Origin of the sequence: Pseudomonas sp. PSKL.D1, assembly GCF_028898945.1 — a bacterium.
In the GTDB taxonomy this organism is placed as follows: Bacteria; Pseudomonadota; Gammaproteobacteria; order Pseudomonadales; family Pseudomonadaceae; genus Aquipseudomonas.
Genome location: NZ_CP118607.1, coordinates 739,256 through 760,609, shown reverse-complemented (window position 1 = coordinate 760,609; position 21,354 = coordinate 739,256). Strand labels below are relative to the sequence as shown.

15 protein-coding genes, 1 other RNA gene and 1 pseudogene are annotated in these 21,354 nt (G+C 55.8%); 11 read left to right on the top strand and 6 right to left on the bottom strand.

Going from position 1 to position 21,354, the window contains the following annotated elements; all coding sequences use genetic code 11:
* Positions 1–46 precede the first annotated feature (46 nt).
* The 8 genes and pseudogenes from PVV54_RS03220 (at position 47) to PVV54_RS03185 (ending at position 6,995) form a co-directional block, all read left to right on the top strand.
* A complete protein-coding gene (locus tag PVV54_RS03220) occupies positions 47–316 on the top strand; it encodes a hypothetical protein (protein WP_274908573.1) in 270 nt (89 codons plus the stop codon).
* Between the two features lie 4 nt (positions 317–320).
* Complete coding sequence (locus PVV54_RS03215) at positions 321–569, top strand: DUF3077 domain-containing protein (RefSeq protein ID WP_274908572.1); 249 nt, start codon at positions 321–323, stop codon at positions 567–569.
* Positions 570–771: 202 nt separating this feature from the next.
* Entirely contained in the window at positions 772–1,068 is a 297-nt protein-coding gene (locus PVV54_RS03210; protein WP_274908571.1) for a hypothetical protein, read from the top strand.
* Between the two features lie 99 nt (positions 1,069–1,167).
* Positions 1,168–1,559, top strand: a transfer-messenger RNA (tmRNA) gene (gene ssrA / locus PVV54_RS03205).
* A 187-nt stretch (positions 1,560–1,746) separates the two neighbouring features.
* Positions 1,747–3,003, top strand: a complete 1,257-nt coding sequence (locus PVV54_RS03200) for an integrase domain-containing protein (RefSeq protein ID WP_274908570.1) — start codon at positions 1,747–1,749, stop codon at positions 3,001–3,003.
* Positions 3,004–3,967: 964 nt separating this feature from the next.
* Positions 3,968–5,365 carry a YfjI family protein gene (locus PVV54_RS03195; protein ID WP_103443756.1) on the top strand — a complete coding sequence of 466 codons (1,398 nt, stop codon included), beginning with the start codon at positions 3,968–3,970 and terminating at the stop codon, positions 5,363–5,365.
* Between the two features lie 320 nt (positions 5,366–5,685).
* Positions 5,686–6,666 carry an integrase domain-containing protein gene (locus PVV54_RS03190; protein ID WP_182408761.1) on the top strand — a complete coding sequence of 327 codons (981 nt, stop codon included), beginning with the start codon at positions 5,686–5,688 and terminating at the stop codon, positions 6,664–6,666.
* Positions 6,663–6,995 (top strand): annotated as a pseudogene (locus tag PVV54_RS03185) (hypothetical protein). Before PVV54_RS03190 ends, PVV54_RS03185 begins: the two are co-directional and overlap by 4 nt.
* Before the next feature lie 204 nt (positions 6,996–7,199).
* Here the strand turns inward: PVV54_RS03185 and PVV54_RS03180 are convergent.
* Both PVV54_RS03180 and PVV54_RS03175 read right to left on the bottom strand, forming a co-directional pair.
* Entirely contained in the window at positions 7,200–9,233 is a 2,034-nt protein-coding gene (locus PVV54_RS03180) for an N-6 DNA methylase (protein ID WP_103443753.1), read from the bottom strand.
* A gap of 44 nt (positions 9,234–9,277) precedes the next feature.
* Positions 9,278–11,818 carry a DEAD/DEAH box helicase family protein gene (locus PVV54_RS03175; protein ID WP_274908569.1) on the bottom strand — a complete coding sequence of 847 codons (2,541 nt, stop codon included), beginning with the start codon at positions 11,816–11,818 and terminating at the stop codon, positions 9,278–9,280.
* Positions 11,819–12,819: 1,001 nt separating this feature from the next.
* Between PVV54_RS03175 and PVV54_RS03170 the strand changes: the two genes are divergently transcribed.
* Together PVV54_RS03170 and PVV54_RS03165 are read left to right on the top strand one after the other, a co-directional pair.
* A complete protein-coding gene (locus PVV54_RS03170; RefSeq protein WP_274908568.1) occupies positions 12,820–13,062 on the top strand; it encodes a hypothetical protein in 243 nt (80 codons plus the stop codon).
* Between the two features lie 108 nt (positions 13,063–13,170).
* Positions 13,171–13,434 (top strand): DUF3077 domain-containing protein, encoded by a 264-nt coding sequence (locus PVV54_RS03165; protein WP_274908567.1) that lies wholly within the window; start codon positions 13,171–13,173, stop codon positions 13,432–13,434.
* 68 nt (positions 13,435–13,502) lie between these two features.
* Here the strand turns inward: PVV54_RS03165 and PVV54_RS03160 are convergent, their stop codons facing one another.
* From PVV54_RS03160 to PVV54_RS03145, 4 genes are all read right to left on the bottom strand, one after another.
* A complete protein-coding gene (locus tag PVV54_RS03160) occupies positions 13,503–15,902 on the bottom strand; it encodes a TonB-dependent siderophore receptor (RefSeq protein ID WP_274908566.1) in 2,400 nt (799 codons plus the stop codon).
* Between the two features lie 233 nt (positions 15,903–16,135).
* Complete coding sequence (gabP, locus tag PVV54_RS03155; RefSeq protein ID WP_274908565.1) at positions 16,136–17,527, bottom strand: GABA permease; 1,392 nt, start codon at positions 17,525–17,527, stop codon at positions 16,136–16,138.
* Positions 17,528–17,910: 383 nt separating this feature from the next.
* On the bottom strand, positions 17,911–19,254 hold the full coding sequence (locus PVV54_RS03150) for an MFS transporter (protein WP_274908564.1): 1,344 nt from the start codon (positions 19,252–19,254) through the stop codon (positions 17,911–17,913).
* A 70-nt stretch (positions 19,255–19,324) separates the two neighbouring features.
* Positions 19,325–20,278 (bottom strand): 2-hydroxyacid dehydrogenase, encoded by a 954-nt coding sequence (locus PVV54_RS03145; RefSeq protein WP_274908563.1) that lies wholly within the window; start codon positions 20,276–20,278, stop codon positions 19,325–19,327.
* A gap of 102 nt (positions 20,279–20,380) precedes the next feature.
* Here PVV54_RS03145 and PVV54_RS03140 point away from each other — a divergent pair, with 102 nt between their 5' ends.
* Entirely contained in the window at positions 20,381–21,268 is an 888-nt protein-coding gene (locus PVV54_RS03140) for a LysR substrate-binding domain-containing protein (RefSeq protein WP_274908562.1), read from the top strand.
* The last annotated feature ends 86 nt before the right edge of the window (positions 21,269–21,354 follow it).

The following is a 21,354-nucleotide window of genomic DNA, read 5'->3' as shown; positions in this document are numbered from 1 at the left end:
AGGAAGACGAGTGGCAGCTCCCATTTAGCAAAATCGGAACTGCACCATGAAAAAGATCGTCCCCGACCCACCCCGCTTCAAACTGATCAACAGCCCCTACCTTTCCGTGCACAGCGACATCCCCGCACCGGACGCCCTCGCCCACGCCAGCGAACTGCTGCGCGGCGTTGCCGAAACCATCGACGAACATTGCCGCAACCACAGCGGTGAACCCGGCCTGAACATGCTAGGCAATGCCGCCCACGCTTCCGAAACCTCCAGAGCGTTGATCGAGCATGCCTTACACAGCCTCTGCACCCCAGAGCAGCGAGGGTGACCACATGATCGAAAAACTGAAAACCGCCACCACCGCCGGCACTCAGACGTTCGACCTGTTCCGCCTCCAGCCCGGCATCCCCTTCGACCACGCCTTCAGCCAACTCTCGGTGTTGCTCGGTTGCATCCAGCACCTCACCACCGAAGCCGAAATGGAGAACGACCGCAAGGCCGGTAGCGCCGCGCGCATTCTCAGCGAAATGGCCAAAGCCCTGATCGACGATATGGAGAAAGGCCTGAACAAACCCAACTAGCCCTGCAACCACACCCCCTTGTAGGAGCGGATTCATCCGCGATCACCGGCACAGCCGGTGCCACCCACCGCGTCACCAGTCTCGCGGATGAATTCGCACCTACAACCCCAAATACCCCCAACACAACCCGATTGAACCCTTGGCAAAACGCCACAGTCCACCCTTACAGGCCCACCTTCCAGAGGCCTTCAAGGAGACACCCATGAAAGGTACCGCGCTTTCGGCCCTCTTCGCGGCCGCTACCCTCCTGGCTTCCCCGGTGTTTGCTGCCGACGACCTGTGCACCACCAACCTGCAGAAGATCGACGACAGCATGGCCACCGCCGGCGCCACCTCCGAAGGCCTGGACAAAGCCCTCACCGAGCACGTCGACAAAGCCAAAGCCGCCCAAGCCTCGGGCGACACCAAAGAATGCATCGCCATTACCAGCAAAGTGCTGGAGCGCCTGGAAAAAACCGAGAAAGGTAGCGGCTCTGCAGGCGGCAGCGGCGGGGCTTAAGCCCTGATGCGGGCGACGGGACCGCCTGTCGACGTCGCCCGCGCAATGGCGTATACTCCGCCTCACGTGCCGTAAGGTGCGTTAGCTTAGAGCTAGTGTGGGGCCGATCAGGATTCGACGCCGGTAGCGAAACTCTAGGTGCATGCCGAGTTGGTAACAGAACTCGTAAATCCACTGTTGCAACTTTCTATAGTTGCCAATGACGAAAACTACGAGGGTTACGCTCTCGCTGCGTAAGCAGCTGAGCCCGCTCTCCTGGTAGCTTCGGCTCCAGCAATCATCAGGGGATGCCTGTAAACCCGAAATGATTGTCATACAGAACAGGATCGTCGTGTAGCACGTTGGGGGCAAAGCGACTAAAACTTACCCAACTCGTCCAAAGCACCCTGCCCGTCGGGCGGCTGCGGATTAACTCAGTAGACACGGCTAAGCATGTAGTACCGACAGCGGAGTACTGGCGGACGGGGGTTCAAATCCCCCCGGCTCCACCAAATGATCAAAAAAAGACGTCCACGGACGTCTTTTTTTGTGCCTGTAACTCACTAAAATCAATGACTTACAGCTCTTTTGAGGGCCATGGAAGTTTTTTGAGTTCCAGACGGTTTGGTATCCCAGGTGGTATCCCGGGCTACCTGGTGCTATTTTTAGGATACCAAAACGGTGCCGGAGGTAGCTCTCATGCCTACTCAAGCAAGCCGTCTCTCCGACCGCCAGCTCAAGGCGGTCAAGGCAACTGGTAAAGATTTCGTCCTCAGCGATGGTGACGGCCTACAGCTTCGCGTCAGAGCCAGCGGCTCGATGATGTGGAACTTCAATTACCGCGAACCGTTGACCAGAAGCCGTATCAACATGGCACTCGGCCCTTACCCCGACCTCTCACTAGCCAATGCTCGGAAAAAAGCTGTCGAGGCGCGCGAGCTGCTTGCCCTGGGTATTGATCCCAAGGTCCAACGTGATGAGGTAAGGCAAGCCAAGCTTGCTGAGACCGAGCACGCCTTCGAGAAGGTGGCCACCGCCTGGTTCGAGCTGAAGAAAGACTCGGTAACCCCCGCCTACGCCGAGGACATTTGGCGGTCGCTCACGCTGCACGTGTTCCCCGATTTGAAGACAACGCCGATTTCGGAAATCAGCGCCCCGATGGTCATCAAAATCCTCCGCCCAATCGAGGCTAAAGGCAGCCTCGAAACTGTGAAGCGATTGAGCCAAAGACTCAACGAGATCATGACCTATGGGGTGAACGCCGGCCTTATACACGCGAATCCGCTCAATGGAATTCGTGCGGTGTTCAAGAAACCGAAGAAAGAAAACATGGCTGCGCTTCCACCTGAAGAGCTCCCCGAGCTCATGCTGGAGATCGCGAACGCCAGTATCAAGCGCACCACCCGATGCCTGATCGAATGGCAGTTGCACACGATGACTCGCCCCGTCGAGGCGGCGACTACTCGTTGGGCAGACATCGATTTTGAAAGGCGTGTCTGGACCATCCCGCCGGAGCGGATGAAGAAGCGCCGCCCGCACAGCATCCCGTTGAGCGATCAAGCCATGTCATTGCTGGAGATACTGAAGTCCCACAGTGGTCATCGCGAATACGTCTTCCCGGCAGACCGAAACCCTCGTACTCATGCCAATAGCCAGACCGCCAACATGGCGTTGAAACGCATGGGCTTCCAGGACCGCTTGGTCAGCCACGGCATGCGCTCGATGGCCAGCACCATATTGAATGAACATGGGTGGGACCCGGAGCTCATAGAAGTGGCGTTGGCGCACGTCGACAAGGATGAGGTGCGCAGTGCCTACAACCGAGCCGACTACATCGAGCGACGGCGGCCGATGATGGCTTGGTGGAGCGAGTACATTCTGAAGGCGTCGACGGGCAATCTCTCGGCCAGCGCGATGAATGTGGCTAGGGATCGGAACGTAGTACCCATCCGATAGGGCGGCGACAACGGCGACATTGGCGACAGACCGCGTTCAATCTACATCCTTGCCGTCTGAGCGGATGGCGACAGTCGCCAACTCGCCTCGATTTTGGCTTCTCCGGCTAAGCCCGTGAGCATGGGGAGGCTTCGCATCCCCATGCTCACGGGCTAACACTAGAAAAGCGACAAACGGCCACTTCGCCACTGACAGCCACCGACTTCCAAAGCACGCCAGAGTAAGAATCTGGCGCATTTCCATGTGCCCTTCACCAATTGACCCGTGCCGCGGTGACCGATAGAACGAAGATTCAAAGCGCTGCCCTAGGCAGCACCCCAGATGACCAGAGCCTTCAAGGTCATGCCGCTTACCCGGTGGTTCATCCCAAAGTGCGATTCGCGCCCGGAGGCTCGCACGGTCATTCGCCAGAATGATGGACGCCCTCTAAACAATCCGCCTAGTGCGGCTGCCCGCTAACCCTTTAGCCCTGCAGCAACGAACCTGCTCGGCCAACGTTTTGCGCCAACCGTTCGCCCGTCTCTTTTTCCAGAAAAGAGACGGGCGCTCCTACCACTGCTGCAGCCCTCATCGCACATGGCTTTGCGGCAATCCCCCTCGTGACAATTGGCGTGACAAACGCCGATGTCACCAGCAACAGCGCTGTAGATGATGGTGCCGCAGACCAAGGAATGGACTGCACCTGACTGACAGTCAGGCATGCCCCGGTCATCGCATTGCTGCTTGCAGCTGACTCAGGATCTCGCGGCACCGGTCTCGTCAGCCAATGCAGCCTCCACCCGCCCACCGGTAACGGTGCTCAGGAGGCCAGATCATGAGATGCCCTTGCTCCTGGACGTAAGGAGCCGCCAGTCCCGCGTAGAGGACATTCCCCACAGGTCGCAGGGGCCTTGATCCCTGATAACACTCAGCATTCTTGGCGGGATGACGTGGGGGAGAGGTCGGCAATCTATGGAGGAAGGCTATGCAACTGCGCGAAGTTCAAGGGCCGCCACGCCCTTTGTTGGAACAGCAGATTACGCCCCTACCCTACCCGGTCGCGGCGCTGGGCGATCTATTGGGGCCTGCTGTGGAACGCATGGCCGATGTGATCGGCGTACCCTGCGCCATGGCCGCGCAATCCGTTCTGGCCACGGCAGCTTTGGCGAGCCAGGCGCACGCCAATGTCCACCTCGACGGCCGAATCTATCCGTTGTCGCTGTACTTGCTGACCGTGGCTTGCTCAGGTGATCGCAAAAGCGCGGTGGACCATGTTGCGCTGCAGGCCGTACGCGACTGGGAGAGACAGCAATGGATGGTCTATGGCGAACAACTCAAGGCGCACCGCGCTGCGATGATCACCACTGCGAAATCACCGACCTCGAGAAAGTCAGCACAGCTAGCGCTGGACGCCCAACCTGAACCTGTCCAACCGAGACTGCTCAGCGCTGAGCCAACCATTGAAGGCCTGGTCAAAGGCCTGTGCCATGGTTTGCCGAGCATGGGGCTGTTCAGCGATGAAGGCGGACAGTTTTTGGGCAGCAGCACCATGAGCAAGGACAACATGATCAAGGCGATCACTCACTTGTCGACCCTGTGGGACGGCAGCCCGATTGATCGGTCGCGCGCGATGGCAGGGGAAAGTCTGCGTGCCTATGATCGCCGCCTCAGCATGCATTTGATGCTTCAACCCCGTCTGGCAGACCGCTTGCTTCAGGATGCTGATATTAAAGATCAGGGCATCCTGGGGCGCTGCCTGATCAGTTGGCCAGAGCGCCTGGTTGGACAGCGGCTATACAAGGCCATCGACCTGACCCGAGATCCAAGGGTGCACCTATACCAGCAGCGCATTGCCGCGCTGATGCAGAAGCCTTGGTCACGCCATAAAGACGGCGGCCTCAACCCTGTAACCCTAGAGCTAACCAACCGCGCCCGTGAAGCATGGATTGCCATTCACGACACCATTGAATGCGAGTCTGGAGAATTCGGCGAGCTGGTCAACGTGCAAGCGGCTGCGGGAAAAGCCGCCGCGAACGTTCTACGCATGGCTGGCGTGATGGCGGTGGTTGAGGAGTCGACTGTGTTGGAAGAAGTGCACATTCAGCGCGCCTCTACCCTGATGGATTACTACCTGGCCGAGAATCAACGACTGACTGAACAGGAACCACTGAATAAGCTTCGCGCAGAGGCAGATTGCCTGCTGCGCTGGTTAGTACAGAAGAATTGGCCTCCTTTCAACATCCGTGACCTCACGCGCAAAGGCCCTCGCTTTGCCCGAAAAAGCACCCCACACACCGCCGCGTTGCTGGTGGTATTGATTGATCATCGGTGGCTGAACACCGACGGAAAGACATTCGAGGTGCGCCATGTTCCGCCTCACTGAGGCCGTACGCCGCTATCGGGCGCAACATCACTCTCCGACCGAGCTACGGTGTGTCGCCACCACCGTCACCACTTTGTCGCCACGTGCCAATCCAGATACGGCGGGGGTCGTCGCCAGTGTCGCCGCTGTCGCCACTCCAACATCTACGTCAATCGACCTCGTTCGGCTCATCGAGCAGTTGCGAGAGGAAGGGGCTCTGCTGCAACACAGCGAAAATGCCCTCCTCATCCGCCCAACACACTGGGGGCAGTTGGACAGCATCAGCCCCCACTGGAAAGCCCTGCTGCTCTTTCTACAAACAACTACAAGCGGTGAAGAAGATGGCGCTGCTCGGTCGGCGTGACGGTCGTAACTTTGGCTATGGCCGCCAACTGAGCTATGCCGGTCGACAGGCACTAGAAGATCTGTATGCCGGGGGCCACTTCGCCACCGTCAAAGCGCATGGCGATCGCTGGCAAGCCTTCGTTCGCTGGTGTCGGTCGGAGGAAGGCCCTGACTACAACGATGCTCGCCAGATCGATCGACAGACGCTAAATGACTACGCTGCCTACCTGCGCCGACAAATCCAGCAGGGCGCATTGTGCATCGCCACCGCGCAGAACCGCCTGAGCAGCGTCAACCGCACCCTTGCTGCGCTGCGCGGTGATGAGAACGTGAAAATCGCTAGCCCAAGCGAGGCGATAGGGCAACAGCGATCTACCGTACGCAAGCGTGCGCCAGATGGGCAAGACCTTCAACAAGTGCGGCACGTGGCGCAGGTGTTGGTCGAACAGAAGTACGAGCGGGCGGCCGCGATTGTCATGTTGGCCCGTACAACCGGTATGCGCCTGCGCGAAGCTATTCTGGCAGACCTACCCCGCCTGCGCAGCGAAGCCGAACGCCTAGGCCGCATCAATATCCAGGATGGCACCAAAGGTGGCCGATCAGGAGCATCAGCACAGCGTTGGATCATCGCGAATGAGCAAGTAAACGCAGCACTCCTGTTAGCTCGTAAAGCATCGCCTATCGGTAGCCGTAACTTATTGGACCGAGCAGAGACCTACGCCACATTTTTACATCAGTCCGTGCTTCCTGCCCGCAAAATCCTGCGTGAGTGCGGACTGAAGGGATTCCACGAATTACGTTCAGCTTACGCCTGCGAACGGTACGAGCAAATCACGGACTACGCTGCACCGGTCCATAGTGGACATAGCTACTTGATGGATCGTAGCCTTGATCAGAAGGCTCGCTTAAAAATCAGCCGCGAGCTTGGGCATAATCGTATTGATGTAGTTTCAAGCTATATTGGAGGTCGTACATGACCAAGCCCTTCGATATGGCGCTGTTCTTGAGTGGTGTATTGGATGGCTCACAGTCCACGCAGGAACGGCATCTGCGGCAAGCACTCCTCATTCAAGAAGCTATCCAACAACGCTGGTAACGTGGCAATCCATGGTCCTGGCAGCTTAAGCATGTGCATTGGTTCCTCACTCAACACCTGAAAAACCATTCCGATTACACCAAATATTACTATTGCCTCACCATCAGACTGATCTGGAAGCGGCTTGGGCACAATGAGCCCTCACGATTGCTTTCGATATTAAAAACTTCAGACTCTTTCAAGCACAACCAAAAGAAACGCTGCATTTGATATAAAAGCCTAGGACAGCTCATCCTCATCGCAAAATAAGCGTCGACATGTCATGTATTAAAACAAAGAGGGCGGGACAGGGTTTCAAGAGAGTTTCTTTAGCCCCCCCGATCGAGAGGCCCTCTCACGATCGGGAAGTAGCGCAACAAGCAGCCTATGGCATAAATCGGAAACGCTTTCAGCTAGCGCAACCGCCATAGAAACTCATATAATTTCCAAGCTTGGGCTAGCAACACTGATGTCATGCAAGCTAGAGATTTGAACATCTAAAGCAGATACAATTTCATCAGAGTGTGTAATACCAAACTCTACTTCACTACGAACACTTATCAATCGCTGGGCAGCTTCTTCTGCCAGAATTCCTCTAACAATCCTACGCTGCTCGTCGATTGGTGGAATTGGAATAAGAATTTTTTTAATATCACTTTCATTTAAAGTAACATTCGTTGCCCCACCCATCATCGGGACTAGCAGTTCGTCTTTGTATTTAGACAGATACTCGTACACATACCTTGGCTCAACTAGTTCTGTATCCTTCAATTTCAGGCAGCACATAGTATCAGCCAGAGCAAACTTCCCCTCCTGATAGTGAAGCCTTTTTATATCTGCCTTACCATGCCCTGACGATGAAACCAGAGGAATACAGATAGCTTTGAAGTCAAATGTATAATTCAATGATGTTTTTCGTTCGATAGCCGGCACTACGAGCGGAAACTCGCCTGGTGCGGAGCTCATATTAGAGTTTTGGCCTCTATGTAGCTCACAAATCTCACCAATACTCTTAGCTCCGGGCATACGTGCACGAAGATCCTCAAGACGTCGCTCCAACATGTACCATCGCCCGACCAAATGACAATTAGCAGACGATAAAATATGCGTCTTGCTAACTAGGACATAAGGGCAATCTCCGCTCGGTCGACTGACATGTAGCAAGCCTTGCTTGAAATCCTCCAGCACCCTTAAAGCGTCGGGCAAATCGTCCGCGTCGATAGACTGCCTAGTATCAGTTTGGGTATACCCGTCAGACTTAACATTAATAAAAAGAACTTTATCGGTCTGTTTTGCCAGCTGCTTATCAACAATGAGCACATGAGTCTTAACACTCGCATACGGCTTGAAGACGCCGTGAGGGAGTTCAATAACTGCAAGAAGTTCATTATCTCGAACAAGCCGCTTCCGCATATTAGTATAAGCAGACTGACTTACGAACACTATCCCCTCAGGAATAATTACGCCTGCCTTACCATCCGGAGACAAGTGACCAACTATATAATCCAAGAACAAAAGCTCAGCACGCTTAGACTGTAGCGAGAACTTTTTGTGAGGTTTGATCCCACCTTTGGGCGTCATAAAAGGCGGGTTAGCCAAAATAGTATCGTAATATTCTGACCAATGATCTTCCTGAGTCAGCGTATCGTACTCCTCCACCAGCGGCGAACGAAACCCGTGCAAATACAAATTCACCAAGGAGATTCTGACCATGTCTGGCGATATATCATACCCCCTAATACTTTCGTGAATTCTCTGCCGTTCAGAAGGCGTTAGCAGGCTTCCACTGTAATGAGAGGGGCTTTCAATAGATGTTTCAGCTACTGATGCGCCGTGAGCCAATTGGGGCCGCAGACGCTCAATAGCAGGTGAATTCTCGCGCAAAATGTGCTTGTAAGCTGAAATCAAAAAACCTGCAGTACCGCATGCCGGATCAAGAATCCGTTCATTTTTTGTTGGGTCAACAGCTTGTACAACAAAATCAATGATATGCCGCGGAGTACGAAATTGGCCTGCATCTCCCTGGCTTCCCAATACTGAAAGCAAGTATTCGAACGCATCTCCCAGTCGCTCAGAATGATCATAGGAAAACCCATCAATCTCCTTCAAAAAAGCTTTGAGGGTCTCAGGATCCCGGTACGGCAGGTATGCGTTCTTAAAAATATCTCGAAACAGCGACGGCAAATGGGTATTTTCCGTCATTTTACTAATAGCTTCAGAGTATAAATTTAATGTCTCTTGCCCACCTAAACCAGGGGCGAGAAGCTTACTCCAACCAAACTTTTGGAAGCCATTTACAAAAAAACCTCTCTTACCCCCAAACAGCTCTGATTGAGCGTCCATATCATCCATGAACTTATAAATCAGAGCAATTGTAATCTGCTCAACTTGACTCTTAGGGTCAGGCACCTTCCCTACCAATATATCGCGGCAAGAATCAATGCGTTTTTTAGTATCTGTGTCCAACATGGTGTTTTAATTCTCACTCAGCCGGGATGTTCGGCCATAAGTCTTCACATAAATTGATTCAACGGTACGTAATCCTTTACATACTCAGGTATTTCACCGCGCCACTCCGGCGGAACGGATTCGAGGTCATTCATACCAAATGCCGGGTTAACGTAGAGTTCCCCGAAACGTTTAGAGTCTACAATGGCCCGGAGAGCTGCATCACTTGCGTAGGCCTTGAAAAAATATTTCATTGCCAGCACCGCGCTTCCTTGATCCTGCTTAATCTTATCCTGATTTGCAAGCAAAAACTCTTTAAACTCATCCTCCAAAAGCTCATCCTTGCTTTTGAAATATGGGATGAGGCCAAATATTTTCTGAAGAATTTCCTTCAAGCTTAATCGACGATCAACACCTGCGGCACTTCGCAGTTTCTCAAGATTAAAGTACTCATCAGGCTTATCAAACAAGCGATCTATAACATGAGAAACCGCACTGTCCCATTGATCATTTTCCACTTGCTGCACCAAAATCGGATCTTCTAAAACTTTGCTCTCGAATTTCTCGAAAAACATCCGATCAACTTTCATCCCCGCGTAACCGACTTGCTGCTCTGCAACCTGCAAAACCGCATCATCTCCAGTATACTGGTAAATTCCGTGAGGCGGAGTCGCTTCGTCAGATTGCCCGCTCCCGTCACTGCTTCTCGCCGGGAGCTTCAACACCTGGTCATAATTGAATTTTTCTTCAAAGTATTCACAGTTTGCGAAGTAGTCGAAAAACTTAAACTGCGTCTTCTCTACATTTCCAGGATATTCATTATGACTATCTGCCACAAGACAATCTACGTGATTATGTTTTCGGGTTCCGCGACCTTTAATCTGAACAAAATCCGATGGCGAATAAACCGGACGCATGAGGGCCAAGTTCAAAATATCTGGACAGTCATAACCCGTAGTCATCATACCTACTGTCACACAGATCCTAGCCTTGCTAGTCTTATACAACGCCTCGAAATTAGCAGACCCCAAAAGATTATTATTGGTAAAATTAATAGTGTATTGCTGGGCATCGGTGACATCAGACGTGACTTGGACAGCAAAATCAGAGCTATATTTATGGGGCCAGATTTTATCAGCCAGGACGTTGAGAATCTGCGTTAGCTTTGACGCATGATTCTGGCTTGCTGCAAAAACGATTGTCTTGCCAAACTCGCCTGATATTGGATCACGCAGACCGTGCGCCAAAAGCGTTTGACAGAAAACTTCATTAGTTGACTCTGAAAAGAATTTTTTCTCAAAGTCCTTAGATACAAAGCTCTGTTCCTGTTCACCGTCGACACCTACCGGCGCCATTACAGAGTAACCTTTATCGGACAGGAGTTTCGTCGTGATATCGGTCCGAGCATCTACGACTAGAGGATTGATCAAAAAGCCTTCTTTTACCCCATCAAGCAATGAGTATCTAAAAGTTGGTTGCCCAGTATCACATCCGAAAGTTCGATACGTATCCAGCATAACCCTACGCTCATGCTCTCTAGGATCACGTGCAGTAGAGTTATCACCACTAAAATTCTTTAGATAATCACGCGGCGTGGCAGTCAAACCCAACTTATAACCAATGAAATACTCAAACACGGCTCTGGCGTTTCCACCAATGGACCTATGCGCTTCATCAGAAATAACCAAATCAAAATCAGTTGGAGAAAACAAACGCGAATATTTATTATTAAAAAGCAGAGACTGAACAGTCGTCACCACAATTTCAGCTTTTCGCCAATCATCCCGACGCTGTTTATAGACAACCGCGGAATAGTCGTTTCTTAAGTATTCCTTGAATGCTTTTACTGCCTGCTCCTCTAACTCTAGCCGATCAACTAGAAACAGAACACGCCGAGCATTTCCCGTCCGGAGAAACAGTTTAATTATTGCAGAAGACGTAAGTGTCTTCCCCGTTCCCGTCGCCATTTCCAGAAGAAATCTGGTCGCACCATCTGCTACCGCATCTTGAACAGCTGCTAGAGCTTTACGCTGATACTCACGTAAAAAGCGCAGCTTGTTTTTTTTGATGAACCCTTCGCGCTCAGCAGCGTTTATCCAGCTAGCAGTTTTTTCGAACCCTGGCAACTGAGTATTAGCAATATAGTCCCGCCCTACGGGTTCCGTAATTAAACGGCGTTGGTCCGGCTCAAATTTCCCACGAAGTCTCAATGACTCCGGCGTCGGGAATGAGGTAATTACTTGAGGGCTCCCATACTGGAGGTCCCAAAAATAATGAAGATTTCCATTCGAAAGAATTACAAACCTGCAGTTCAGCGACTTAGCATACTTTCGCGCCTGCTCTTTTCCAACAAGCGGATTCTTACTTTCAGCTTTTGCCTCTAGCACTACGAGAGGAAAGCTTTGCTCATCAAGAAGCAAGAAATCTACGAAACCATTTTTCGTAGATTCAAAGTCTTGACCCAGATCATCTATTTGGTCACGACGGAGCTTAACGTTGGGCTCAAGTGCTACGTTGGCTTTCGCTTCAGAGCTATCAAAGAAACGCCAACCTGCCGAAGCTAGAAGCAGATTGATCTTGATGCGCGCTTGCGCTTCCTTAGCCATGTGAATAAAGCTCCTTCGCTGCCCTTTATCTGCTGCCTATCTGGTACGTTTGAGCCTGGGGCTCCGAATCTTTCTGCATGGCAGAGGATACACTACGAGTAGAGTGCCTAGCTTCTTTTGATTTCGAATTGTTTTTTAGAAGCGCTCTACTACAGGCCTTTCAGGCGCCCCTCGCAAGGTAGCCCTTCTCCCGGCGTTACGGGCACGGCCGCTACCACTTCGACCGCCAACGTCGTAACGTCCGGAGCGGTGCTGTATCCTCAGGGCACCGCGGGCCCTCACGGCAACCTGGTAGGCCCAGGGCAGCACAGTAACCCGCCTTCATAGCCTTAAGATCAGCCCAAGCCAGGCTCCACAGTCGTGGCAGCGGTCCAGGTACAGAATCAGTAATTGGTCTCGATCAAGCAAAATGAACGGTCCTTTACAATTCAAGGTGCTCGTCGATATCCCGAAATTTCAAAGGCCGGTATTCCAAATGGTATTCCATGAAGAAAATTTAACCGAGCTATTCCTTTTAATTTCAAGTGGTTAGATGCTCAATTCAAATTACCCCGGCCCACCAAATTTACGATTAAAGACATCCTCGGACGTCTTTTTTTGTGCCTGGAATTTGGTCAGACCGACGTAACTCGCGCACTGCCGATCAGCCCAGAGTAACAACCTGTTACGGTAAGCGGCCGAAAAGGTCAGATTTGACCACTTTCTCGTAGGCCATTTCCCAAAGATAATCCCAACGCCTGTTTTCCATTGCACACGCATACCGTGGAACCTAGTCTCGGCCAGTCGTTGCCAATCAACGACCGGGTTAGCCGCCCGAATACGTCGGACACCACAGCCGTGCAATACCGAGCAATCGGCATTGGCGCCTTTATGGCGGCTGTACGTGGGGCACCTTCGGGTGCGCCGGGTGCCTGACGTCCCGGTCGGCTAACCCGCGTACAGCTGCCACCTATTCGTTTAGCCGCGTTTGGTGGCCGCTCCATCACGACAGGAGCCACACCATGCTGAAGATCGTTCCCGATCCCCCGCACTACCTCCACGCTTTGGAAGACACGCTCATCACGGCCTTGGACTATGCGCTGTGTGCAGAAACTGTCGCCCAGCAAGCGGTGCTGATGCAGCCCAAATCACCGGTTTCGCTGCTGATCATGACAGCAGTGCACGAGCTTGAAACCTTGCGCAAATTGCTTGAGTCGTCATTGGCCCAAGTACAAATGCCGACAGATTCAAGGTTGCAACACTAGGCCTTGCCGTTAACGAGTTGGCTGGATTGCCGACTGAAGCGCCCCACACGCAGAGTTCAAAGCGGCAATCAGGCCAGCTCAAGCAACCGATTATTCAGGGATCGAAGAATGACCACAGACAATGCGAAAACCACTGCTGGCAAGACCAAGTTCTTCCAAGGCGACAACCAAACCCAACCGCTGTTTTGCATCGAGCCAGGCATCCCATGCCAGTTCGCTCGCGAACAGGCCTCGGAGCTTATGGGCTATGCGCGGGATTTGACCATCGACGGACTGATGGAAGACAAACCTAAGCTGATCTGGGCCGCGCACTACCTTTGCGCCTTGGGCAAAGCACTGCTGGATGATGCCGAACTAGGCATGAGGCGCTGAAGCCGTCACCGCTGTGCTTGACTGGCCGCTACAAGACAAATCATGTAGCGGCCATATCATCACATCCCTTACCAGCTATAACTCACCTTAGCCGTAATCTCCCGCCCCGGGTTGTAGTAGTTCGCCGTCCCCGACCCCACCACATGCTGCTCATCAAACAGGTTGCTGACGTTCACCGCCAAATCCGTCCCTTTGGCAATCTTGTAGTTCAACGCAGCGTCAAACAACGTAGTGCCGTCGCTTTTGGAGGTATTTGCCGCATCCATGTAATAAGCCCCCACATACCGCGCCCCCAGCCCAACGCTCACGTCAGTACCCGGCAGATCATAGTAGGTCCACAGCGAAGCCGAATGCTTCGGCGCCGTAGCAAACTCATTACCCTTCAACGAACTGCCGTTGTACAAAGACCCCCGAATCACTTCGGACTCCATATACGAGTACCCACCAATCACGCTCACGTTCTGCGTGACTTGCGCCTTGGCCTCAAGGTCCAGACCACGCACGCGCGATTCACCAACGGTTTGCTGCTCGATAATCCCGCTCGGCAACACCACCGCAATGGTCACGTTTTCCTGAGTCAGGTCATAAACCGCCGCAGAGAACAGCGCATCCATGCCCATAGGCGAGTACTTCACGCCCACTTCGTACTGCTTGCCGGTCTGCGGGGTAACGCCAACCTGCGGCGGCGAAACGGACTCCACCATGCTCACGTAGGTAGAAACTTCGTCGTTGACGATGTAGGTCAGCGCAGCGCGGTAGGAGGTTTCGGAGAAGTTGTCGCTCTGGCTACCCGATGTCCCGATGTATTCCTTGGTAGACAGGTCCATCGAGTCGTTACGCATACCCACGGTAGCGATCACGCGGTCGTAAAACGAAAGGTTCTGCTGCATGAACACAGCCTTGGTCTTGGCATCGTTCTTCTTGCGGGTATACGGCGAAACGCCGCTAGGCACGCCGGTGTACACCGGGTTGGCAATGTCGATGGAGTTGGCAAGGCTGTAGATGGAGCTTTGCGTGGTGGTGGAGTCGAGGTACTCCACGCCCACCATGGTGCTGCTGTCGATGTTCTCGAACTGGGCGTCGTATTGCAGCATCACGTTGCCGTTGAACTGGTCGGCATCGGTGTCGGTACCGAAGATGTAACGCGGGATGGTGGTGCCAACCCGGGAGGCGTTGTCGCTCAGGTAGGTGTAGCCGAAATCGTCGGTCAACTCGCTGTAACGCAGGTTGCTGCGCAGCACGAAGCCGTTGTCGAAGTCGTGGGTAATGTTGCCGCTAAGGCTGGTGCGCTCGACGTCGTGGAAGTTGTAACCGGGTTCACCGAAGAAATCGCTGCGGTCGTATTCCTTGTCCAGCGGGTAGCCGCCGCTGTTGGGCGAGCTGTTGGTTTTCAGGTAGTCCAGCACCATGGTGGCCGAGGTGAAGTCGGTTGGCGCCCAGGTGAGGCCGCCCATCACGAAGCGGCTGTCGTCTTGCGAGTGGTCGTATTCGCGGTCGCTGTTCTGGATCTTGGCGGTGAAGCGGCCGGCCACGGTCTTGTCTTCGTTCAGGGCGTCGCCCACGTCGATGCCGGTTTCGGCATGGTCGTACGAGCCGTAGGTCACGTAGCCTTGGCCGAAGGATTCGAAGCGCGGCTTCTTGCTCACGAAATTCACCGAGCCGCCTGGGTCTGCCGGGCCGAACAGGGTGGAGTTGGCGCCGCGCAGAATTTCGATGCGTTCATAGGCGAACGGCTCTTCGCGCACGCCGCGCATCGAGCTCAAGGTGAGACCGTCGCGGTAGGTGGTGGCCTGGAAGCCGCGGATCAGGAAGTAGTCGTTGCGGTCGTCCGAACCGTAGTAGTCGCTGACCACGCCGGGGGTGTACTGCAGCGCTTCTTCGGTGGTGCTGACGCTGCGCTGTTCCATTTCCTTGCGGGTGACGACGGACACGGACGCCGGGGTGTTGAGGATGCTGGTGGCGACTTTACCGCCAACCCACAATTCCTTGGCTACAACCGAGTTGATGTCGTCGTCGGCTTCTGCCTTGACCTTGGCATTGATGATGACCGGCGCGAGGCGGTAGTCGTCCACGGAGGTTGCGTCGAGTTCGAGCGGGCCGGCGGCCGTTGCCTGAGGCAGCAGCAGGTAGGCATTGGCGCTTTGTGGTTCGATCTGCAGGTCGCTGCCCTGCAGCAGCAGGGTCAGTGCGGTCGAGGTATCGAACGTGCCACTCACACCCGGCGTGGTGTGGTTGGCGACGCTGGCGGCGTCGTAGGACAGGCTGACACCCGCCTCACGCGCGAAGCGGTCGAGCGCCGGTGCCAGTGGGCCTGCTGGAATGTTCCACTGCTGAACCTGGCTACTTTGGCCATCGGCCGAATCTTGCGCCAGCGCCGGCAGCGCGCTGCTGCTGACGATCAAACCCAACAGTGCACCCTGAATGGCACGGTTCAAAGGATGGCGCTGTGGTACCAGTGACGAACTCATTTTCTCGCTCCGTAAAGGGGGTCAGCAGACTGGCCTGTATTCCGGCCTTCCCTAGAGGTCGTACGAGAATGAGAAACCACCTCATTTATTTTCAGCTAATTTCATGAAAATAGAACGGCATCATTTGTCTCACCAGCGGTGAGACTTTCTCCGGGAAAAATGTGTCAGCAGTGCTGATACAAAAAAGGGCGCCCATCCACTGGCGCCCTTCGCTTCACAGCAAGGTAAACCCACTACCCCATCGACCGCGCCCCCACCACCTGCGCATGCCCCCGCGACGTGACAATCCCCAAGAAGGAAATCACGATCGCCAGGCCCAACGTAGAACTCACCTCCGCCCGGTGCTCAGGCGTGTACATCATCACCGCCAACGCCGCCGCGATGAAGATGATCACCGCCCAGGTCAGGTACGGGAACAGCCACATGCGGAACTTCAGCTCGGTGTTCTCGCGCTCCAGGCGGCGGCGCATGCGCAGCTGTGAAATGGCGATGACCATGTACACCAGCAGCGCGATGGCACCGGAGCTGGCCAGCAAAAACTCGAACACGCCCTTGGGTGCGAAGTAGTTGAGGATGGCGATGGCGGCGCCGATCAGGGTGCTGCCGAACACTGCCGCACGCGGTACCCCAACCTTGGACGTCTTGTTGAGGAAGGCCGGGGCGTCGCCGCGCTTGGCCAGCGAATACATCATCCGCGAGGCGATGTAGATCGACGAGTTCATGCAGCTGGTCACGGCCACCAACACCACCAGGTCGACCATGAAGCCGGCGTTGGGGATGTTCATGATTTCCAGTGCGCGCTGGTACGAGCCGACCACCGCCAGCTGTGGGTCATTCCACGGCACCACCGAGATGATCACGAAGATCGACAGGATGTAGAAGGTGCTGATACGCCAGATCACCGAGCGGGTCGCCTTGGCAATGTTGCGTGAAGGGTCGCTGGACTCGGAGGCGGCGATGGTCACTGCCTCGGTGCCGATAAAGCTGAACATCACGGTGATGAACGCCCCCACCACCGCCGCCCAACCCTTGGGCGCAAAGCCGCCATGCTCAGCCATCAGGGTGCTCAGGCCGCTGACCTCTCGGTTCGGCAACCAGCCCATCAGGGCTGCGAAGCCCAGGCCGATAAAGCCCAGAATCGCAGTTACCTTCAGGATTGCAAACCAGAACTCGAACTCGCCGTACTTGGCCACGCTGAACAGGTTGGTGCCTGCCAGCAACAGCACCGATGCCAAGGCAAAGATCCAGCTCGGGATATCGGGGAACCAGGCGTTGAGCACATGCCCCGCCGCCAATGCTTCGATCGGGATCACCAACACCCAGAACCACCAATACAGCCAGCCGATGGTGTACCCGGCCCAACGGCCGATGGCCTGGTCGGCGTAGGTGGAGAACGAACCGGTATCGGGGTGCGCCACGGCCATTTCGCCGAGCATGCGCATGACCAGTACCACCAGGGTGCCGGCCACGAAGTAGGAAATTATGGTGGCTGGCCCGGCCGCCGCAATGGCGTGCCCGGAGCCTACGAAAAGACCGGCGCCGATGATGCCCGCGATGGACAGCATCGTTACATGACGTGGCTTGAACCCTTGCGCAAGGTTGCCATCAGATCCCACGGTGTTCATTGATGTTGTTCTCTTTTTGCTGACACAAGGAAGGACGGGCAGGCGTAGGCGAAAATATCTCCTTTCAAATCAATAAGTCGACACGTTACTCGCGCTCTGTTGTTGAACTTCTAAACGCGTCACAGAGCAACGTACCAGCGCAGTTCGGGGTTCATTTAAGCTGCGTGGGGCTGTAGGAAATTACACGAGAACGCCCCGGAACTGTTCGATCACGACAGGGCATTTCCATTAACGCCAGATGCGGGGGATGGCATGCCTGATCGCGCCAGGTGGGCGTTTGGAGGTTTTGTTTTTTACCTGGGTGTGGTTTGCCTGTGTCGGCCTTTTTCTACACCCACAAAAAAGCCCCGGTCTCCCGGGGCCTCTGTTGCTCAGGCGTCTGCCTACGCCTGTCCGGTACGCTCGAAGCGCCGGGCGAGCAACAGGTAAGCGAGGATCCCCAGCACGCCATGGGCGGCCACGAACCAGAGTGCGTTGTGGAACGAGCCAGTGCTGGCCACCACATAACCAATCACCAGCGGGGTGACGATGCCGGCAACGTTGCCGATGCCGTTGAACACGCCACCACACAGGCCGACCATTTTCTTCGGTGCCACATCCGACAGCACCGCCCAGCCCACCGCCGCCAAGCCTTTGCCGAAGAAGGCCAGGGTCATCAGCGCAATCACTGCAGCATTGCCGTCGACATAGTTGGCCAGCACCAGCGTGGTGGACAGCGCCATACCGATCACAAACGGGGTTTTGCGTGCCTTGGACGGATGCACCCCACGGCGGATCAGGCAGTCGGAAATGAACCCTCCCAGAATGCCCCCGGTGAACCCGCAGATGGCCGGCAGCGCAGCAACCCAGCCGGCTTCCATGATGGTCATGCCGCGGCCCTTGATCAGGTAGATCGGGAACCAGGTGATGAAGAAGTAGGTGAGCGCAGTGATGCAGTACTGGCCCATGTACACCGCCCACAGGTTGCGGCTGGTGAACAGTTGCGCCACCTCGGCGCGGGTCGGTTTGGCCTTGGCAGTCTTGCGTTCTTTCTCCAGGTCGACCAGTGCGCCGCCTTCACGCATGTAGTCGAGTTCTTCGCGGCTCAGGCCCGGCGCATTGTGTGGCTCGTGGTAAAGCTTGAACCACACCACGCTCAGCAGCAGGCCCAGCACGCCCATCCAGATGAACACCTGCTCCCAGCTAAGCGCATGCGTCATCCAGGCCATCAGCGGGGCAAACACCACCACTGCCATGTACTGCGCCGAGTTGAACAAAGCGGAGGCCGTGCCGCGCTCGCTGGTGGGGAACCAGCAGCTGACGATGCGTGAGTTGGCCGGGAAGGCTGGCGACTCCACCAAGCCGAGCATGAAGCGCATGGAGAACAACGCCACTGCTGCCGACACTCCCGCCAGGCCCATCCAGCCAACCGTGCCCTGCAGCAAGGTGAACAGTGACCAGAGGATCAGGCTGATGCCGTACACCCGGCGTGCGCCAAAGCGGTCGAGCAGCCAGCCGCCGGGCACTTGACCAAGGGCGTAGGCCCAGGCGAAAGCAGAAAAGATCATGCCCAGCATGACCGGGTCCAGGCCCAGGTCCTTGAGCACCTCGGTGCCGGTGATCGACAGCGTGGCGCGGTCGGCGTAGTTGATGACAGTAATGACGAAAATCAGTGCCAGGACCAGGAAGCGATGACGCCCGATCCCGGCCACGGCCTGCGAAGCGGCGGTGGCGGATTTGCTGTTCATGGTGACCCTCTTGCTTCTCGATGGAAGCGATTGTTTTTGTGCAGAGAAGGTTCGGCCTGTGGGCCTCGAATCAAATCACCCGATTGGGCGGCAGCTCACCTCGGAAGGATGCCTGAAGGTTTTGCAGCACCATCCGCCCCATCTCCAGCCGGGTCTGCTGGGTGGCGCTACCGCGATGCGGCTGCAAACTGACATGGTTCAAATCACGCAGCGCCTCCGGCACGTTCGGCTCGTCGACGAACACATCCAGCCCGGCCCCGGCAATGCGCTGTTCGCGCAGGGCCTCGACCAGCGCCGCTTCATCCACCAGCTTGCCGCGCGCGACGTTGACCAGATAACCCTCGGGGCCTAGCGCCTCAAGCACTTCGGCGGTCACCAGCACCTGCCCGCCGTCCGCAGAGGCGGCCAGCACCAGTACATCCACTGAACGCGCCAGCTCGACCAGGTCAGGCTCGTAACGGTAACCACTCTCGGGCTGTTCGCGGCGGCCGTTATAGGCAATGCGCATGTTGAATGCCGCCGCACGCTGGGCAATGGCCTTGCCCACCTGCCCCAGCCCGACGATACCCAGTTCGATGCCACTGACTTTGCGCGCCAGCGGCAGGTTGACCGTGCCCCACAAACCATCGCGCACCAACCTCTCCCCTTCGCCCATACGGCGCAGGGTGTTGATGATCAGGCCCAGTGCCATGTCGGCAACGTCATCGGTGAGCACACCCGGTGTGGTGGTGACCTGGATGCCACGGCTTGCCGCATGGCGCAGGTCGACAGCATCGGTACCGATGCCGCTGATGGCGATGATTTGCAGGGCGGGCAGTTGATCCATCAGCGCGTTGGACAAGCCCTTGGCACCACCGGTGACGACACCGCGAATGCGCGGGCCCACTTCGCGCAGCAGTTGCTGCGGCTCGGCGTGCTGGTACAGGCGATGCACGGCATAGGCACTGACCAGCTCGGCATCGATGGCCTCTGGCACAGGCTGGGTCAGCAAAATGTCGACGGGTGCCTTGTTGTGATTATTCATGGCTTTGCATCCGGCAGTTTTGAAAGTCTTGGGTCGATCCTAGGCTGGCTTTTGATACAGGTCTAATATAGATACTGGATCGAATAATTCAGGAATTGAATCATGGAGCTGCACCAGCTGCGCTGCTTCGTCGCGGTGGCCGAAGAGCTGCATTTCGGCCGCGCCGCCACCCGCCTGCACATGACCCAACCGCCACTGAGCCGCCAGATTCAACTGCTGGAACATGCCCTCGGCGTGCTGCTGCTTGAACGCAACAACCGCCAGGCAAGGCTTACCCTGGCTGGGCAGAGCTTTCTGGAAGATGCCCGGCGTATCCTGCAAATCACGGAATCGGCCAGCCAATCCGCGCGGCGCATCGCCCACGGCGAGGCCGGCCGGCTGACGTTGGGCTTCACGGCGGTGGGTGCGTACAACATGATCCCGCGGTTGCTGGTACATGCCGGGCACACACTGCCAGACATCGAACTGGTGCTCAGCGAGCGTATTTCGGCCACTCAGGTGCATGACCTGGAAGCCGGCCTGATCGATGTCGGCCTGGTGCGTCAGGTGTTGCCGAGCGCACGGGTGGAATACCTGCCGATCCATCGCGAACCCTTTTTGGCGGCCCTGCCCGCTGGCCATCCGCTGGCCGCACGCGAGCGCATCAAACCTGGGGATTTCGACGATCAGCCGTTCGTGATGTACAGCGCCAACGAGGGGCGCTACTTCCACGACCGCATTGCCAACCTGTTCGCCCGCCATGAAGTGAAGCCGCGCTATCAGCACCAGCTGGGGCAGACGCATTCGATCCTCGGGCTGGTGAATGTGGGGCTGGGGTGCGCAGTAGTGCCGGCTTCGGCGCAGGCATTGCGGCTGGAGAACGTGGTGTTCAAGCCACTGGCGGGGACGGACCAGCAGGCGGAGATTTTTCTGGCGTATTGCCGGGATAATCCGAACCCGGTGCTCGGGGCTTTTGTGGCGATGGCACGGGCGTTTTTCGAGGGCGGGTAGCCTGTGCCGGCCTCATCGCGGCTAAAGCCGCTCCTACAGGGGTTGCATACTCCCTGTAGGAGCGGCTTCAGCCGCGATAGGGCCAG

Excerpts from the sequence above, each read along its gene's own strand:
- PVV54_RS03150 (WP_274908564.1), bottom strand. The coding sequence starts at position 19,254 with ATGAACAGCAAATCCGCCACCGCCGCTTCGCAGGCCGTGGCCGGGATC.
- PVV54_RS03140 (WP_274908562.1), top strand. The coding sequence starts at position 20,381 with ATGGAGCTGCACCAGCTGCGCTGCTTCGTCGCGGTGGCCGAAGAGCTG.
- gabP (WP_274908565.1), bottom strand. The coding sequence starts at position 17,527 with ATGAACACCGTGGGATCTGATGGCAACCTTGCGCAAGGGTTCAAGCCA.
- PVV54_RS03195 (WP_103443756.1), top strand. The coding sequence starts at position 3,968 with ATGCAACTGCGCGAAGTTCAAGGGCCGCCACGCCCTTTGTTGGAACAG.
- PVV54_RS03210 (WP_274908571.1), top strand. The coding sequence starts at position 772 with ATGAAAGGTACCGCGCTTTCGGCCCTCTTCGCGGCCGCTACCCTCCTG.
- PVV54_RS03190 (WP_182408761.1), top strand. The coding sequence starts at position 5,686 with ATGGCGCTGCTCGGTCGGCGTGACGGTCGTAACTTTGGCTATGGCCGC.
- PVV54_RS03180 (WP_103443753.1), bottom strand. The coding sequence starts at position 9,233 with ATGTTGGACACAGATACTAAAAAACGCATTGATTCTTGCCGCGATATA.
- PVV54_RS03200 (WP_274908570.1), top strand. The coding sequence starts at position 1,747 with ATGCCTACTCAAGCAAGCCGTCTCTCCGACCGCCAGCTCAAGGCGGTC.
- PVV54_RS03215 (WP_274908572.1), top strand. The coding sequence starts at position 321 with ATGATCGAAAAACTGAAAACCGCCACCACCGCCGGCACTCAGACGTTC.
- PVV54_RS03145 (WP_274908563.1), bottom strand. The coding sequence starts at position 20,278 with ATGAATAATCACAACAAGGCACCCGTCGACATTTTGCTGACCCAGCCT.
- PVV54_RS03160 (WP_274908566.1), bottom strand. The coding sequence starts at position 15,902 with ATGAGTTCGTCACTGGTACCACAGCGCCATCCTTTGAACCGTGCCATT.
- PVV54_RS03220 (WP_274908573.1), top strand. The coding sequence starts at position 47 with ATGAAAAAGATCGTCCCCGACCCACCCCGCTTCAAACTGATCAACAGC.
- PVV54_RS03165 (WP_274908567.1), top strand. The coding sequence starts at position 13,171 with ATGACCACAGACAATGCGAAAACCACTGCTGGCAAGACCAAGTTCTTC.
- PVV54_RS03175 (WP_274908569.1), bottom strand. The coding sequence starts at position 11,818 with ATGGCTAAGGAAGCGCAAGCGCGCATCAAGATCAATCTGCTTCTAGCT.
- PVV54_RS03170 (WP_274908568.1), top strand. The coding sequence starts at position 12,820 with ATGCTGAAGATCGTTCCCGATCCCCCGCACTACCTCCACGCTTTGGAA.